The organism is Janibacter sp. CFPM2_SD2 (assembly GCF_057364645.1).
Genome location: NZ_JBNFOF010000054.1, coordinates 1 through 16075, shown reverse-complemented (window position 1 = coordinate 16075; position 16075 = coordinate 1). Strand labels below are relative to the sequence as shown.

Annotated in this window: 13 protein-coding genes; 6 read left to right on the top strand and 7 right to left on the bottom strand. The window is 71.0% G+C overall.

Annotation, left to right across the window (positions count from 1 at the left end; genetic code table 11):
• The coding region (locus AC2W7J_RS07315; protein WP_485981920.1) for a mechanosensitive ion channel at positions 1 to 805 on the top strand (805 nt) is incomplete at its 5' end.
• 70 nt (positions 806 to 875) lie between these two features.
• On the opposite strand, the gene AC2W7J_RS07310 is transcribed toward AC2W7J_RS07315, so the two are convergent.
• Positions 876 to 2504 (bottom strand): AMP-binding protein, encoded by a 1629-nt coding sequence (locus AC2W7J_RS07310; RefSeq protein WP_485981919.1) that lies wholly within the window; start codon positions 2502 to 2504, stop codon positions 876 to 878.
• 76 nt (positions 2505 to 2580) lie between these two features.
• On the opposite strand from AC2W7J_RS07310, the gene AC2W7J_RS07305 reads away from it, so the two are divergent.
• Entirely contained in the window at positions 2581 to 3084 is a 504-nt protein-coding gene (locus tag AC2W7J_RS07305) for a GNAT family N-acetyltransferase (protein WP_485981918.1), read from the top strand.
• 54 nt (positions 3085 to 3138) lie between these two features.
• On the opposite strand, the gene AC2W7J_RS07300 is transcribed toward AC2W7J_RS07305, so the two are convergent.
• The 5 genes from AC2W7J_RS07300 to AC2W7J_RS07280 all read right to left on the bottom strand — a co-directional run bounded on the left by AC2W7J_RS07300 (position 3139) and on the right by AC2W7J_RS07280 (position 10207).
• Positions 3139 to 4341: an MFS transporter gene (locus AC2W7J_RS07300; RefSeq protein ID WP_485981921.1), complete on the bottom strand. Its 1203-nt coding sequence runs from the start codon at positions 4339 to 4341 to the stop codon at positions 3139 to 3141.
• 35 nt (positions 4342 to 4376) lie between these two features.
• The gene (locus AC2W7J_RS07295) at positions 4377 to 4826 is read right to left on the bottom strand and encodes a MarR family winged helix-turn-helix transcriptional regulator (protein WP_427802878.1); all 450 of its coding nucleotides are present in this window, start codon (positions 4824 to 4826) and stop codon (positions 4377 to 4379) included.
• 103 nt (positions 4827 to 4929) lie between these two features.
• Complete coding sequence (gene betT, locus AC2W7J_RS07290) at positions 4930 to 6945, bottom strand: choline BCCT transporter BetT (protein ID WP_485981917.1); 2016 nt, start codon at positions 6943 to 6945, stop codon at positions 4930 to 4932.
• Positions 6945 to 8702, bottom strand: coding sequence for a choline dehydrogenase (gene betA / locus AC2W7J_RS07285; protein WP_485981916.1), 1758 nt, complete (start codon positions 8700 to 8702; stop codon positions 6945 to 6947). Before betA ends, betT begins: the two co-directional genes overlap by 1 nt.
• Positions 8699 to 10207, bottom strand: a complete 1509-nt coding sequence (locus AC2W7J_RS07280; RefSeq protein WP_255186279.1) for an aldehyde dehydrogenase family protein — start codon at positions 10205 to 10207, stop codon at positions 8699 to 8701. The genes betA and AC2W7J_RS07280 overlap by 4 nt, the downstream gene beginning before the upstream one ends.
• 91 nt (positions 10208 to 10298) lie before the next feature.
• On the opposite strand from AC2W7J_RS07280, the gene AC2W7J_RS07275 reads away from it, so the two are divergent.
• Positions 10299 to 10886, top strand: a complete 588-nt coding sequence (locus AC2W7J_RS07275; protein WP_485981915.1) for a TetR/AcrR family transcriptional regulator — start codon at positions 10299 to 10301, stop codon at positions 10884 to 10886.
• Positions 10887 to 10889: 3 nt separating this feature from the next.
• On the opposite strand, the gene AC2W7J_RS07270 is transcribed toward AC2W7J_RS07275, so the two are convergent.
• Positions 10890 to 11627 carry a class I SAM-dependent DNA methyltransferase gene (locus AC2W7J_RS07270; protein WP_485981914.1) on the bottom strand — a complete coding sequence of 246 codons (738 nt, stop codon included), beginning with the start codon at positions 11625 to 11627 and terminating at the stop codon, positions 10890 to 10892.
• Positions 11628 to 11741: 114 nt separating this feature from the next.
• On the opposite strand from AC2W7J_RS07270, the gene AC2W7J_RS07265 reads away from it, so the two are divergent.
• From AC2W7J_RS07265 to AC2W7J_RS07255, 3 genes are all read left to right on the top strand, one after another.
• Positions 11742 to 14105, top strand: coding sequence for an ATP-binding cassette domain-containing protein (locus AC2W7J_RS07265; protein ID WP_485981913.1), 2364 nt, complete (start codon positions 11742 to 11744; stop codon positions 14103 to 14105).
• Positions 14106 to 14158: 53 nt separating this feature from the next.
• Positions 14159 to 15211 (top strand): FecCD family ABC transporter permease, encoded by a 1053-nt coding sequence (locus AC2W7J_RS07260; RefSeq protein WP_485981912.1) that lies wholly within the window; start codon positions 14159 to 14161, stop codon positions 15209 to 15211.
• On the top strand, positions 15208 to 16075 hold an 868-nt coding region (locus tag AC2W7J_RS07255), incomplete at its 3' end, for a FecCD family ABC transporter permease (RefSeq protein ID WP_485981911.1). The genes AC2W7J_RS07260 and AC2W7J_RS07255, both read left to right, overlap by 4 nt.

Sequence of the window (16075 nt, the reverse complement as noted above, 5' to 3'; positions counted from 1 at the left end):
CGGGTCAGCCGGCCCGCCGCAGCAGCACCCGACCCAGCAGGTGCACACGGCCGGCGGGCAGCAGGGTGGCGGCGCGGCCGCGTCGATCCCGCGCACCATCGCGACGGTCGTCTACGCCCTCATCATGATCGTGGTGACGATCGCGGCCCTGCAGATCCTCGGCATCGCCTCGATCTCGCGCCCGGCCGAGCAGATGCTCCAGTCGATCTTCGACGCCGTGCCGGTCATCATCGCCGCGGGCATCATGCTCGCCCTGGGTGTCTTCATCGCCCGCTTCGCCGGTGACATCGTCGAGCAGGTGCTCGACGGCATCGGGGTCGACCGCCAGCTCGCCGAGCTCGACGTGCTGCCGCAGGGCACCAAGGTCGTGCCGATCGTCGCGCGCATCGTGCAGATCGGCATCGTGCTCTTCTTCGCGGTCATGGCGGCCCAGCTGCTCGACTTCCCGCAGATCACGGCCTTCCTCAGCGAGGTCCTCGGCCTCGGCGGCAAGGTGATCTTCGGTGCGGCGATCATCGCGGCCGGCCTCTTCATCGCCAACCTCCTGGCCAAGCTCCTCTCCGGCGCCGGGGCCACGATCGTCAAGTACGCGACGATCGTCCTCTTCGTCGCGATGGGCCTGAAGTACATGGGCATCGCCGACTCGATCATCGAGCTCGGCTTCGGTGCGCTCGTCGTCGGTGGCGCTGCCGCCGCGGCGCTCGCCTTCGGGCTCGGTGGTCGCGACGCGGCCGCCCGCACCCTGGACAAGCTCTCGGCCAAGGCCGAGCAGCAGTCCTCGGCGCAGGGTGACCAGCAGGTCTGACCCACCGCACCACAGCACGAAGGGCGGCACCCCGGCTACCGGGGTGCCGCCCTTCGTCATGGGTCACCGCTCAGGGGCGCAGGATCTCCACGGCCTGCTCGCGCATCTCGACCTTGCGGACCTTGCCCGTGACGGTCATCGGGAAGGCCTCGGTGACGTGGACGTAGCGCGGGATCTTGTAGTGGGCGAGCTTGCCGGTCGCGAAGTCGCGCACCTCGTCGGCGGTGAGCGTGCCGACGCCGTCCTTGAGGACGACCCACGCCATGAGCTCCTCGCCGTAGCGCTCGTCGGGGACACCGATGACCTGCACGTCCGCGACCGACGGGTGGGTGTAGAGGAACTCCTCGACCTCGCGGGGGTAGACGTTCTCGCCCCCGCGGATGACGAGGTCCTTGATCCGGCCGACGATCTCGACGTACCCGGCCTCGTCCATCGTCGCCAAGTCGCCCGTGTGCATCCACCGGGCGCGGTCGATCGCCTCGGCCGTCTTGTCCGGCTCCTCCCAGTAGCCGAGCATGACGCCGTAGCCGCGGGTGCACAGCTCGCCGGTCTCGCCACGGGGCAGGGTCACACCGGTCACCGGGTCGACGACCTTGGACTCGATGTGCGGCATCGAGCGGCCGACCGTCTCCGTGCGCCGGGCGAGGTCGTCGTCGGTGCGGGTCATCGTCGACACCGGTGAGGTCTCGGTCATGCCGTAGCTGATGGCGACCTCGGCCATGTTCATCTCGGCGACGACCCGCTTCATCACCTCGACCGGGCACGTGGAGCCGGCCATGATCCCCGTGCGCAGGGAGCTGAGGTCGTAGTCGGCGAAGTCGGGCAGCCCGAGCTCGGCGATGAACATCGTCGGCACGCCGTAGAGCGAGGTGCAGCGCTCGTCGACGACCGCCTGCAGGGTGGCCGCCGGCTCGAAGGAGGGCGCGGGGATGACCATGCAGGCACCGTGCGAGGTGGCTGCGAGGTTGCCCATGACCATGCCGAAGCAGTGGTAGAAGGGCACCGGGATGCAGATGCGGTCGGCCTCGGTGTAGCGGATCATCTCGCCGACGAAGTAGCCGTTGTTGAGGATGTTGTGGTGGCTGAGGGTGGCGCCCTTGGGGAACCCGGTCGTGCCCGAGGTGTACTGGATGTTGATCGGGTCGTCGGGGGTGAGGGTCGCACCGCGCTCGGTGATGGCCTGGTCCGCGATGTGGCTGCCGCCGGCCACGAGCTCGTCCCACGACGGGTCGCCGATGAAGACGACGTCCCGCAGAGCGGGCAGCCCACCACGCACCTCCTCGACCATGGCGCGGTAGTCGGAGGTCTTGTGCCGCTGGGCGCTCACGAGCATCCGCAGTCCGGACTGCTGCGCCACGTAGGTCAGCTCGTGGGAGCGGTAGGCGGGGTTGATGTTGACGAGGATCGCGCCGATGCGGGCGGTGGCGTACTGGAGCAGCGTCCACTCGGCGCAGTTCGGTGCCCAGATCCCGATGCGCTCGCCGGCGGCGACGCCCTTCGCCAGCAGCCCCTTGGCCAGGGCGTCGACATCGGTGAGCAGCTCGCGATAGGTCCAGCGCCGACCGCTGGGCACGTCGACGAGTGCCTCCCGGCCGCCGTGGGTCGCCACGGTCCGCTCGAGGTTGCCGCCGATCGTGTCCCCGAGCAGGGGCGCGTCCGAGGTGCCGGACGAGTACGAAGGGAGCGCGGGCTGGGTCATGGGTCGAACCTCCGATGGTCGCGTCGTTGCGATGCAGGGGTCAGCCTGCCACCGCAGGGCCTGCGATGCTGGCGACATGACGATCGCCGACCCGAGCATCCGACCCGCGACCGACGACGACTGGCGGCAGATCTTCCCCTTCTGGGCCCGCATCGTGACCGAAGGGCGGACCTATGCCTACCCGGAGGGCCTGACGTCGGCGCAGGCGCACGGGCTGTGGATGGAGCCGGCGCCCGGTCGCACCGTCGTCGCGGAGGTCGGGGGCCGCGTCGTCGGCTCGGCGAAGATGGGCCCCAACCGTCCCGGTCGAGGGGCGCACATCGCGACCGCGTCCTTCATGGTCGATGCCGAGGCCGGGACCAGGGGCGTGGGACGAGCCCTCGGCGAGCACGTCGTCGCGTGGGCTCGCGAAGGGGGCTACGCCGGGATCCAGTTCAACGCCGTCGTCGAGACCAACGAGCGTGCCGTGCGGCTGTGGCGATCGCTCGGCTTCGAGGTCATCGGGACCGTGCCCGGGGCCTTCGACCACCCGGAGCACGGCCCCGTGGGCCTGCACGTGATGTTCCTGGACCTGGGGTAGGACGCCCGCCCCGGTCCCTGAGGACGTCGCGAAGCGACCGTCTCGAAGGGCCGCTCAGTCGGCGTCGCCGACGAGCACCGCCTCGCCCTCGGCGGGGCTGTGGGCCGCGGGGGTCTGCTCGCCCCGGAGGAAGCGCGAGCCGTAGACGAAGATCGCCACACCGACGAAGACCGCGACCGTCGCCATCCAGTAGGGAGCGCTGAGGCCGACCTCCTCACCGAGACGCCCGGCGGCCCACGGCGCGACGGCACCGCCGGAGAAGCGCACGAACGAGTAGGCCGACGAGGCGACCGGACGCTCGACCGGCGCCGAGCCCATGACGGCCTCGGTGATCAGCGTGTTGTTGACGCCGAGGAAGGCGCCGGCGAGGACGACCCCGACGACGAGCGCCGCCTTGGAGTCGACGAGCAGCGCCATCATCGTCAGGTCGAGGCCGAAGAGCGTCAGGGCGCCGATGATCGAGGGGATCGTGCCGAAGCGGCGCTGCAGCCACGGGGCCGTCTTGACCGAGGTGACCGCGAGCAGCACGCCCCAGCCGAAGAAGACCCAGCCCACCTGCGAGGCGGTCATGTCGAGGGGGAAGGGGGTGAAGGCCAGCAGGGTGAAGAAGCCCATGTTGTAGAAGAGCGCGGTCAGGGCGACGGTGAGCAGACCAGGGTGGCGCAGCGCCTTGAGCGGTGCGGCGAGCGAGGTCTTGTGGCCCGACGGGGGAGTGGGCGGCAGGAGGAAGGATGTGACGACCACGGCGATGACCATGAGGACGGCGACTCCGAAGAAGGGCGCCCGCCACGAGATCGAGCCGAGCTGGCCGCCGACGATCGGCCCGACGGCGATGCCCAGGCCGAGAGCGGCCTCGAAGAAGATCACGGCCTGACCGACGCTGCCGGCCGAGGCGACGACGATCGTCGACAGGGCGGTGGCGACGAAGAGCGCATTGCCCAGGCCCCAGCCGGCCCGGAAGCCGACGATGGCACCGATGCTGTCGGAGGCGCCGGCGAGCGCGGAGAAGACGATGATCAGGACGAGGCCCGCGATCAGCGTCCGCTTGGCGCCGATGCGCGAGGAGATGAAGCCGGCGACGAGCATCGCCACGCCCATGATCGCCATGTAGCTCGTGAAGAGGAGCGAGGTCTCGCTGGGCGTTGCGCCCAGCTCGTCGGCGATCGGCTTGAGGATCGGGTCGACGAGGCCGATGCCCATGAAGGCGATGACGCACGCGAAGGCGACGGCCCACACGGCGCGCGGCTGCTTCCACATCGACGGGGTGCTCTCGGCGGGTACTGCTGGGGTTGTCACTGCTGACCTTCCTGCTGGGACGAGCTGGCCTCCATGACCGCGCGCAGCACCGCGACGGCGGTGACGAGGTCCTCGGGGGTCAGGGTGGGGTGCTCCCGGATGGTCCGGGAGACGGTGGTGGCGCTGCGCTCGCGGACGACGGCGAGGGCGCGGCGTCCGTCGTCGGTGAGGGTGACCCTCGTGGCGCGGGCGTCGGACGGGTCGGGCTCCTTGGTCACCCAGCCGCGCTCGACGAGCGTGGTGACGGCTCCGGACATCGTCGGCTGGGTGGTGCGGTCGAGCTCGGCGAGGCGGCCGATGCCCGTGGGCCCGTGCTCGTCGACGAGGGAGAGCACCCGGATGCCCGCGGGGGGAGTGCGGTGGATGTGCTGGCGCGAGGCGCGGACGAGACGGGCGGCATAGGTGACGAGGTCGCTCGCGGTCTGGTCGATGGAGTCGTCGGGCACGTCCCGCTACGTTACATAGGGATCCTATGTATTGCAATCGGGTAGACGAGAGGGCCGCGACACCGGGCGGGTGTCGCGGCCCTCTCGGGTGGCCGGTTCGGTCCTAGACCTGGTCGGCGAGGACCTCCGCGGCGGTCCAGCGCTCGAGGTGGTCGAGCACGTCGTGGCAGACCTCCTCGCGGTCGTAGGCGAAGACGTCGTACCCACCGCCGGTCGGCAGGGCGACCTCGAGGCGCGCCGTGCGGTCATCGGCCTCGATCATCCGGGCGCCGTAGCTCGGCGCCGCGACCTGACGCACCTGGACGGACCAGACGAAGGGGGAGACCCCCTCGCCGACGACGAGCCGGGCGGACCCCGGCCGGTTGGGACCGCCGTCGTTGACCTCGACGGTGGCGGTCCTCCCTTCGTCGGTCATCGCGTCGGCGACCTCCTGCAGGGCCGGGACGACGACGCTCGCCAGGCGCTGGTTGGCGCGCTTGAGGCTCACCGTGCCCAGGGTGTTGGCGACCCGGCGGCGCCAGGAGCCCTGGTGGGCGCCCTCGCGGCCGACGAGGTGCGATGCGAGCGAGAGGCGGGCAGCCGTCGTCTGGGTGCGCTCGGCCTCGAGCGCCCGGTGCAGGCCGATCATCACGAGGACCATGACGATGGCGAAGGGCAGCCCCATGACGATCGTCGCGTACTGCAGCGCGACGATGCCGCCGACGACGAGCATGGCGATCGTCAGCACGCCGGTGGCGCCGGCCCACAGGATCCGCAGCCACGGGCGGGCGTCGGTCTCGCTGTCGGGCAGCTCGGAGCTGAGGTTGGCCATGACGAGGGCGCCGGAGTCGGCGGAGGTGACGTAGAAGAGCAGCCCGACGAAGGTCGACAGCCCCACGAGGAAGAGCGCCCCCGGGTACTGCTGGAGGAGGGCGTAGAAGCCCTGCTCCGGCTGGTTCATCGCCATCTCGCCGAAGGCCGCGTCGCCGTCGGCGATCTGCTTGACCGCGCTGTTGCCGAAGATCGAGACCCACATGACGATGTAGCTGAAGGGGATCGTCAGCGTGCCGAGCATGAACTGCCCGATGGTGCGGCCCTTGGAGATGCGCGCGAGGAACATCCCGACGAAGGACGCCCAGGCGATCCACCAGGCCCAGAAGAAGAGCGTCCACAGGGACATCCACTCGGTCGGGTGGTCGTAGGCCATCGTGTCGAGGGTCATCCCGGGGAACATCGAGACGAAGTCGCCGACATTCATCGTGATGGCGCGCAGCAGGAAGGCGGTCTCGCCGGTGACGAGGATCCACAGGGCGAGGAGGATCGCGAGCAGCACGTTGAGCTGGCTGAGCAGCCGGATGCCCCGGTCGACACCGGTGGTGGCCGACACGGTCGCGGTGGCGACGGCGAGGACGACGAGACCGATCTGGGCGGGGATGCCCTGCGGCACGTCGAACATCACGCCGAGGCCGACGTTGAGCATGACGACGCCGATGCCCAGCGAGGTCGCGACGCCGAAGATCGTGCCGAGGACGGTCGCGATGTCCACCGCGTCGCCGATCGGCCCGCGCACCCGCTTGCCGACGAGCGGGTAGAGCGCCGAGCGCACGGCGAGGGGCAGCTTCTTGCGGTGTGCGAAGTAGCCCAGGGCCACGCCCATGAGCGCGTACATGCCCCAGCCGGTGATGCCGTAGTGGAAGAGGGTCCACACGGTCGCCTCGCGGGCGGCCTCGACGGTCTCGCCCGGCCCCTGCGGGGGAGCGAGGTACTGGCTCGCGGGCTCGGCGACGGCGAAGAACATGACGTCGGTGCCGATGCCGGCCGCGAAGAGCATCGAGGCCCACGCGAAGGTCGAGTACTCGGGACGGTCGTCGTCGTCACCCAGGCGGATGCGGCGGTAGCGCATGCCGACGTAGACGACGAAGACGAGGATCGCGGTGGCCAGCAGGATGTAGAACCAGCCGAACCAGTTGGCGATCCACCCCACGACGCTGCCGAGGGTGGCCTCGGCGTTGGTCGGCGCGATGAGGGCCCAGGCCGCGACGACGACCGTCGCGACGACCGAGACGACGAGGACCGACTTCTTGGCGCGGGGTGCGCTCACCCGGTCCCGGGTCAGCTCGGGATCGACGACCGTGCTCATCAGGCGTCCCCCTTCGACTGCGCATCACGCACTGCCGCAAGGGCGCTGGGGATCTCGGTGCGCGCATCCCAGGCGTCGTTGCGCGGGTCGCCCTGCGGGTAGAGCGGCATGCCCTGCTTGGCCCGGTAGACCGGCGGGTGCTCCGCCGCGAGCGGGGTGTTGCCGGCGATGAGGTCGGCTGCCTTCTCCGCGACCATCATCACGGGGGCGTAGATGTTGCCGTTGGTGATCGTCGGGAAGACCGAGGCGTCGACGACGCGCAGGCCCTCGGTCCCGTGGACCCGCATCGAGCCCGGGTCGACGACCGCCATCTCGTCAGTGCCCATCTTCGCCGAGCACGACGGGTGCAGGGCCGTCTCGGCGTCCTTGGCGACCCAGTCGATGATCTCCTGGTCGGTCTGCACGTCCGGCCCGGGCGAGATCTCGCCACCGTCGAAGGGGGCGAAGGCCGGCTGGGAGAGGATGTGCCGCGCGGCGCGCACGACCTCGACCCACTCACGCCGGTCGCGCTCGGTCGACAGGTAGTTGAAGAGGATGCCCGGCTTGGTCCGCGGGTCGGCGTTCTTGATGTGGACGTGGCCGCGCACGTCGGAGTTCATCGGCCCGATGTGCACCTGGTAGCCGTGCTTGCCCTCGGCAGCCGTGCCGTCGTAGCGCACGGCGATCGGCAGGAAGTGGAACATGAGGTTGGGGTAGGCGACCTCGTCGTTGGTGCGGATGAAGCCGCCACCCTCGAAGTGGTTGGAGGCGCCGACGCCGCGGTTGAGGAAGAGCCACTCGGCGCCGATGTAGGGCGCCTTCCACTTCTTCAGCCACGGCGAGATCGACACCGGCTGCAGGCTCGTGTGCTGCAGGTAGACCTCGAGGTGGTCCTGGAGGTTCTCGCCGACTCCGGGCAGCTCGACGCGGGGCGTGATGCCCGCAGCGCGCAGCACCTCGGGGTCACCGACGCCGGAGAGCTCGAGGAGCTGCGGCGAGTTGAAGGCGCCGCCGCAGAGGATGACCTCGCCGGCCTCGACCGAGTGCCGGCTGCGGCCGGCGCGCACGAAGTCCACGCCGGTCACGCGGGTGCCCTGCCAGCGCAGCCCGGTGACCATGGCCAGCGTGGTCACGTCGAGGTTCTTGCGGTCGCGGACCGGCCGCAGGTAGGAGCGCGAGGCCGACATCCGGCTGCCCTTGTAGACATTGCGGTCGAAGGGGGCGAAGCCCTCCTGGCGATAGCCGTTGACGTCGTCCGTCCGGGCGAAGCCGGCCTGGGTCGTCGCCTCGAAGAAGGCCTGGAAGAGGGGCGAGTCGGCGGGGCCGCGCTCGAGCTTGAGCGGGCCGGCTCCGCCGCGCCAAGCGTCGGCGCCGGCGATCGTCGTCTCCATGCGCTTGAAGTAGGGCAGGCAGTGGGCGTAGTCCCACGCCTCCATGCCGTCGAAGGAGGCCCAGGTGTCGTAGTCACCGGGGTTGCCGCGCTGGAAGATCATGCCGTTGATGCTCGAGCTGCCGCCGAGCACCTTGCCCCGGGCGTGCGGGACCCGACGGCCGCCCATGTGCGGCTCGGGCTCGGTCTCGTAGGCCCAGTCGTAGAGCGGGTTGCCCGAGGGGAACATCAGCGCCGCCGGCATGTGGATCAGCGGGTCGGCGAGGAAGTCCGCCCGCCCGGCCTCGAGGACGAGGACGCTCGTGCCCTCGTCGGCGCTCAGGCGGTTGGCGAGGGCGGATCCTGCGGACCCACCTCCGACGATGACGTAGTCGTAGCGATCTCTCATGCGTCCTCTCCCTCGGTCGTGGCGTCGTCGAACCACCCGGCGCGGGCCGGGCGGGTGTTGTGCCAGATGTGCTTGGTCTCCTGGTACTCGTGCAGGCCGGCGAGCCCGAGCTCACGCCCGATGCCGGACTGCTTCATGCCGCCCCACTCCGCCGCGGGGACGTAGGGGTGGAAGTCGTTGATCCAGATGGTCCCGTGGCGCAGTCGGCGGGCGACGCGCTCGGCGCGCCCCGCATCCTGGGTCCACACGGCACCGGCCAGGCCGTAGATCGTGTCGTTCGCGATGGCCACCGCGGCGTCCTCCGCCGCCTCGCGGGTCTCGCCGGCGAAGGTCTCGACGGTCAGGACCGGCCCGAAGGACTCGTCCTGGACGCACGACATCTCGCTCGTGCACCCGTCGAGGATCGTGGGCGGGTAGTAGCTGCCGCCCGCGAGGTCGCCACCGGGGCGCTCGCCGCCGCAGCGCAGCACCGCGCCCTCGGCCAGACCCGCGGCGACGTAGGCCTCGACCTTGTCCCGGTGGGCGTCGCTGATGAGCGGGCCGGTCTCGGCGCGCTCGTCGAAGGGGCCGCCGAGACGGATCGCCCGGGCGCGGCGGACCAGCTCGTCGACGACCTCGTCGTGCACCGACTCCTCGACGACGAGGCGCGAGCCCGCGGAGCAGACCTGGCCGGAGTCGAGGAAGATCGCGGTGAGCGCGTTGTCGATCGCGGCGTCGAGGTCGGCGTCGGCGAAGATGACGTTGGGGTTCTTGCCGCCGAGCTCGAGGGCGATCTTCTTCACCGTCGGGGCAGCCGCCGCCATGATCGTGCGGCCGGTGTGCAGGCCGCCGGTGAAGGAGACGAGGTCGACCTCGGGGGCCTCGGTCATCGCGGCGCCCACGGTGGCGCCCGGCCCGAGCACGAGGTTGGCGACGCCGTCGGGCAGGCCGAGCTCGGCGAGGGTGCGCACGAGCCAGATCGAGGTCTGCGGGGTCAGCTCGCTCGGCTTGAGGACGAAGGTGTTGCCCGCGGCCAGCGCCGGGGCGACCTTCCACGCCGTCTGCAGCAGCGGGAAGTTCCACGGGGTGATGAGCGCGCACACGCCGACGGGCTCGCTCACGACACGGGAGGAGACGTCGGGCATGCCGGGGTCGACGACCCGGCCGGCCTCGGCCTGGGCCAGGCCGGCGAAGTGCCGGAAGACCGCGACGATGTCCTGCATGTCGATGCGCGTCTCGACCATCCGCTTGCCGGTGTCGAGGGCCTCGAGACGCGCGACCTCCTCGAGCTCGCTCTCGAGTCGATCGGCGAGGCGGTGCAGGAGGGCGGCCCGCTCGGGCGCCGGGGTGCTCGGCCACGGGCCGGAGTCGAAGGCTTGTCGGGCGGCGCGAACGGCCTCGAGGGCGTCGGCGGCACCCCCTTCGTCGACCGTCGCGACGACGGATCCGTCGGCGGGGCAGGTGATCTCACGGGTCTCTCCGGACGCGGCGGTCCGCCACTGCCCGTTGATGTGCAAGGTCGTCATCGGTGGCTCCCTGTCGGTGGCGTGGGTCGGCACCGACCGTAACGCACGTTTCAGTTCCATGTGAAACGCGCGTTACGGTTAGGCTGGCGACATGGCCACCACGGAGCGCCGTCGTCCGGCGCGGGAGCGGCTGCTCACCGCAGCCGACGAGCTGATGTTCGTCGAGGGTGTCGTGCTGACGCCCGTCGACGTCATCCTGCGACGTGCCGGCGCCTCGCCCGCCACGCTCTACGCCAACTTCGGCAACAAGGACGGGCTCATCGCCGCGGCGCTCGAGCGAAGGCTCGGGGAGTGGACCGAGGTCTGGGACGCGGCGCTCGCCGCCGCCGCCACGCCCACCGACCGGCTGCTCGCGATCTTCCCGGCGCTGCGGACCTACCAGCGCGAGCGGCTCGACGAGCGGTGGTGCGCCTTCAGCGGGACGGCCGCCGCGACGGGCAACCCGGCACCCGCGGTCGCCGAGATGCTCACGGCTGAGGACACCCTCCTGCACGAGCGGATCGAGGCGCTCGCCGCCGAGGTCGTGCCGGGGGAGCGTGGCGTGCGACTGGCCGACGAGGTCGTCGTCGCCTACCTCGGCGCCATCACCGGCATGCTCCGCGGCGACCAGGAGCGGGCCATCGCCGCCGGCGAGCGCACCGCCGCGCACCTCGTCGAGGTCGCCCTCGCCGAGGTCTGACCGTCAGGGTCGGCGCCACACGCTGACGTGGGACTCGCTGTCGGGGCCGAAGGGGGTCCCGCTCCAGTCCTCGTGGCGGGACTCGAGCTCCAGGCCCGCACAACGCGCCATGAGGTCGAGCTCGCTGGGCCAGACGTAGCGGTAGTTGTGGGTGCCCCGGCGATAGCTGCCGTCGGCCTGCCGAGTCAGGTGGTGCGAGGTCGCCTGCTGGGTCACCGGGTCGAAGGTGTCGAACCCGACGTGGCCGTCGGACACGTCGAAGGGGACCGCCACCTGGCCCGGGACGAGCCGACGCAGGGGAGGGAGGCCGACCTCCACGACGAACCGCCCGCCGGGGCGGAGGTGACGGGCAGCGTTGCGGAAGCACTCGACCTGCTCGTCCTGCGTCCGCAGGTTGCCGATGGTGTTGAAGACGAGGAAGACCAGGCTGAACTCACCGTCGACCCGTGTCGTCGCCATGTCGCCGACGACCACGGGCAGCTGTGCCTCCGAGACCTTGGTCCGCAGGACGTCGACCATCGGGGCGGACAGCTCGATCCCGGTGACCGGGACCCCCTTCGCCAGCAGGGGGACGGCGACGCGACCGGTACCGATCGCGAGCTCGAGCACGGGCCCGCCACCCGCGAGCTCGGCGAGCGCGTCCACCACGGGATCAAGCACCTCCGGCGCGGACATCCCGGTGCCCGCCGGGTCGTCGTAGCGCTGCGCCTGCTCGGCCGTCCACACGTCGCTGCTCGTCATCGCACCAGCACAGCAGGGCGAGGTCGCGGGCCGCCACCGGATTTCGACGACGTCGTCGGGACGATCTGGTTGGATCACAGGTGGCCCACCCCACCCCCTTCGTCTGGAGCTCGCATGCCGCACGCCGCCGACAGCCACGACCTCATCCGGGTGCAGGGAGCGAGGGAGAACAACCTCAAGGACGTGAGCGTCGACCTGCCCAAGCGGCGGCTGACGGTCTTCACCGGGGTCTCGGGCTCGGGCAAGAGCTCGCTCGTCTTCGGGACGATCGCCTCGGAGTCGCGCCGGCTCATCGACGAGACCTACAGCGCCTTCCTCCAGGGCTTCATGCCCTCGCTGGCACGGCCCGACGTCGACCACCTCGAGGGCCTGACGACGGCGATCATCGTCGACCAGGAGCGCATGGGGGCCAACCCGCGTTCGACCGTCGGCACGGCGACCGATGCCAATGCGATGTTGCGCATCCTCTACTCGCGCCTGGGCCAGCCGCACGTCGGGCCGCCGACGGCCTTCTCCTTCAACGTCCCCACGCGCAAGGCGAGCGGGTCGATGACGACGGACAAGGGCACCCACACCGAGCGCAAGACGGTCAAGCAGCAGGTCTACCTCGGCGGCATGTGCCCGCGCTGCGAGGGCATGGGGCAGGTGAGCGACATCGACCTCACCGCCCTCTACGACGACACCAAGACGCTCGAGGACGGCGCACTGACCGTCCCCGGCTACTCGATGGACGGCTGGTACGGCCGCCTCTTCGCCGGCATGGGCCTGCCGATGGACAAGCCGATCAAGGACTTCACGAAGAAGCAGCTCGAGACGATGCTGTGGAGCGACCCGACGAAGATCAAGGTCGAAGGGGTCAACCTCACCTTCGAGGGGATCATCCCCAAGATCCAGAAGTCGATGCTCAGCAAGGACCCCGAGGCGATGCAGCCGCACGTGCGCCGCTTCGTCGAGCGGGCCGTGACCTTCCAGACCTGCCCCGAGTGCGAGGGCACCCGCCTCACCCCCGAGGCCCGCGCGTCGAAGATCAAGGGCAAGAGCATCGCCGACCTGTGCTCGATGCAGATCAACGACCTGGCCGCCTGGGTGCGCGAGCTCGACGAGCCGGGCTTCGAGCCGCTGCTCGCCGGCCTGCAACACCTGCTCGACTCCTTCACCGAGATCGGCCTGGGCTACCTCTCCCTGGACCGCCCCGCCGGCACCCTGTCCGGAGGAGAGGCCCAGCGGGCGAAGATGATCCGTCACCTCGGGTCCTCGCTCACCGACGTCACCTATGTCTTCGACGAGCCGACGATCGGGCTGCACCCCCACGACATCGACCGGATGAACGACCTGCTCCTGCGCCTGCGCGACAAGGGCAACACCGTACTCGTCGTCGAGCACAAGCCGGAGACGATCGCCATCGCCGACCACGCCGTCGACCTCGGCCCCATGGCGGGGTCGAAGGGGGGAGAGATCGTCTTCGAGGGGACCGTCGAGGAGCTGCGGGCCAGCGACACCCTCACCGGGCGCCACCTCGACCACCGCGTCGCGCTCAAGGACGAGGTCCGCTCCGCCGCAGGGGCGCTCGAGATCCGTGGCGCCAGCACGCACAACCTTCAGGACGTCGACGTCGATGTCCCCACCGGGGTCCTCGTCGCGGTGACGGGCGTCGCCGGGTCGGGCAAGAGCTCGCTCATCCACTCCGGTCTCGACCACCGTGACGAGGTCGTCGTCGTCGACCAGTCGGCGATCAAGGGCTCGCGGCGCAGCAACCCCGCGACCTACACCGGCCTGCTCGAGCCGGTCCGCAAGGCCTTCGCCAAGGCCAACGGCGTCAAGCCCGCGCTCTTCAGCTCCAACTCCGAGGGCGCCTGCCCGACGTGCAACGGCGCCGGCGTGATCTTCACCGAGCTCGGCGTCATGGCCACCGTCGAGGCGACGTGCGAGGACTGCGAGGGGCGCCGCTTCCAGGAGGCGGTCCTCGAGTACGAGCTCGCCGGCAAGAACATCGCCGACGTGCTCGAGATGTCGATGAGCGAGGCAGAAGTCTTCTTCGCCAAGGAGGGCCCGGCGTCCCTGCCGGCCGCGCACAAGATCCTCACCCGCCTGGTCGACGTCGGTCTGGGCTACCTCACCCTCGGCCAGCCGCTGACGGCGCTGTCCGGCGGCGAGCGCCAGCGCCTCAAGCTCGCGGTGCACATGGGGGACAAGGGCGAGGTCTACGTCCTCGACGAGCCGACGACCGGCCTGCACCTCGCCGACGTCGACAACCTGCTCGCCCTGCTCGACCGCCTCGTCGACTCGGGCAGGTCGGTCATCGTCATCGAGCACCACCAGGCGGTCATGGCGCACGCCGACTGGATCATCGACCTCGGTCCCGGTGCCGGCCACGAGGGTGGTCGGGTCGTCTTCGAGGGCACGCCGGCCGATCTCGTGGCGAAGGGGGAGACCCTCACCGCCACGCACCTGGCGGCCTACGTGGGTCACGAGAGTTAGGATCGCCTCACCTTCAGTGCCGGCCGGTGGCGCTGGGAGCGAGGAGGTGAGGCATGACGACGACCGCGACGCGACTCGAGTTCGCACGCGAGGCGACACGGACGCCCCCCTCGCTCGGCCGACGGGCGATCTCCCTCCTCGTCCTCGGCGCACTGCTCGTCGGGGTCGCGCTCGTCTCGCTCTTCGTCGGCAGCGGCGACATCCCGGTCGGCGAGGCGTGGCGGGCCCTGTGGCACGACGACGGCAGCACCAATGCCGAGATCATCCGAGGGTCGCGACTTCCGCGCACCCTGCTCGGCGTCGCCGTCGGCGCCGCGATGGGCGTCGCCGGCGCGCTCATGCAGGCGATCACCCGCAACCCGCTCGCCGACCCCGGGCTCCTCGGCGTCAACGCCGGGGCCTACTTCGCCATGGTCGTCGGCTTCTCCCTCGTCGGCGCCACGTCGACCGCCGGCAGCATCCCCTTCGCCATGGGCGGAGCCCTCGTCGCCGCGACGCTCGTGCACGTCGTCGGCTCCCGGGGCAGGGGAGGGGCCAGCCCGGCGAAGCTCGTGCTCACCGGCGTGGCCGTCAGCTGTGTCTTCACCGGGGTGGCCTTCGGCATGACGATGGTCGACCCCAAGGCCTTCGACGCCATCCGCGGGTGGCAGGTGGGCTCGCTCGACAAGGACCACGCCTTCGACCTGCTGACCGTCACGTCGCCGTGGATCGCCGGTGGGCTGGTCGTCGCGCTCCTGCTGTCGACCCAGCTCAACGCCCTGGCCCTCGGCGACGACCGGGCACGCTCCCTGGGTGTCCCGGTGACCGCGGTCCGCACGATCGGCTTCCTCGGCCTGACCGTGCTCTGCGGCGCGGGGACGGCTGCCGTCGGGCCGATCTCCTTCCTCGGCCTGATGATCCCGCACGCCGTGCGCACGCTCGTCGGTCCCGACCAGCGGTGGCTTCTGTCGGCCTCGGCGCTGGCGGCACCCGTGCTCTTCCTCGCCGCCGACGTCGTCGGCCGGGTCCTGCTCGTCACCGAGCTGCCGGTGGGCATGATGACGGCCTTCATCGGGGCGCCCGTGCTCATCCACCTCGTCCGATCGCGCGGGGCGAGCGAGCTGTGAGCACGCCGGCCCAGATCTGGCCGCGCCGGGTCCGCGTGCTGCGCACGCGCTCGGGGCGCACGAGCCTGCGCGTGGACCTGCGCACGAGCCTCACGACGCTCGCCCTGACCCTCCTCGCGCTCGTCGTGGCCGTCTGGTCGCTCGGAGTCGGCTCCACGCCGGGGTCCGACCTGCCGCTCGACCGCGTCGTCGGGGCCTTCACGGGCACCGAGTCGGAGGTGGTGCGGCGCATCGTCGTCGAGGGCCGCCTGCCCCGGGTGCTCGTCGCGCTGCTGGGCGGCGCGGCCCTGGCGCTCGGCGGCGCCATCCTCCAGACGCTGACCCGCAACCCCCTCGGCAGCCCCGACATCATCGGCTTCACCAGCGGCGCCAACACCGGCGCCCTCGTCGCCATGCTCGTGCTCGGCACCGGCTATGCCGGGGCGACGGTCGGCTCGCTCGTCGGGGGTCTGCTCACGGGTGCGGTGATCTACCTCCTCGCCTTCAAGGACGGCGTGCACGGCACCCGCCTGATCGTCATCGGCATCGGCGTGAGCGCGATGCTCGTGGCCTTCAACGGATTCCTCCTCGTGCGGGCCCGGGTCGAGAATGCCGCGGCCGCCGCGGCCTGGGGTCAGGGCATCTTCGACCAGTTGCGCTTCGTCGACGTCATCGCCGTGGGCGCCGCGCTGGCGGTCCTGCTGCCGGCGCTCGCAGCACTGACCCCGAGCCTGCGGATGTTCGAGCTGGGGGAGGCCGCCGCCCGGAGCAAAGGGGCGTCGACACCACCCCGCGACCAGCTCCTCCTGCTCGTCGTCGCCGTCGCGCTCGTCGCCGCGGTGACGCCGTGGCCGGGCCGGTCGCTTCGTCGCGCTCATCGGCCCC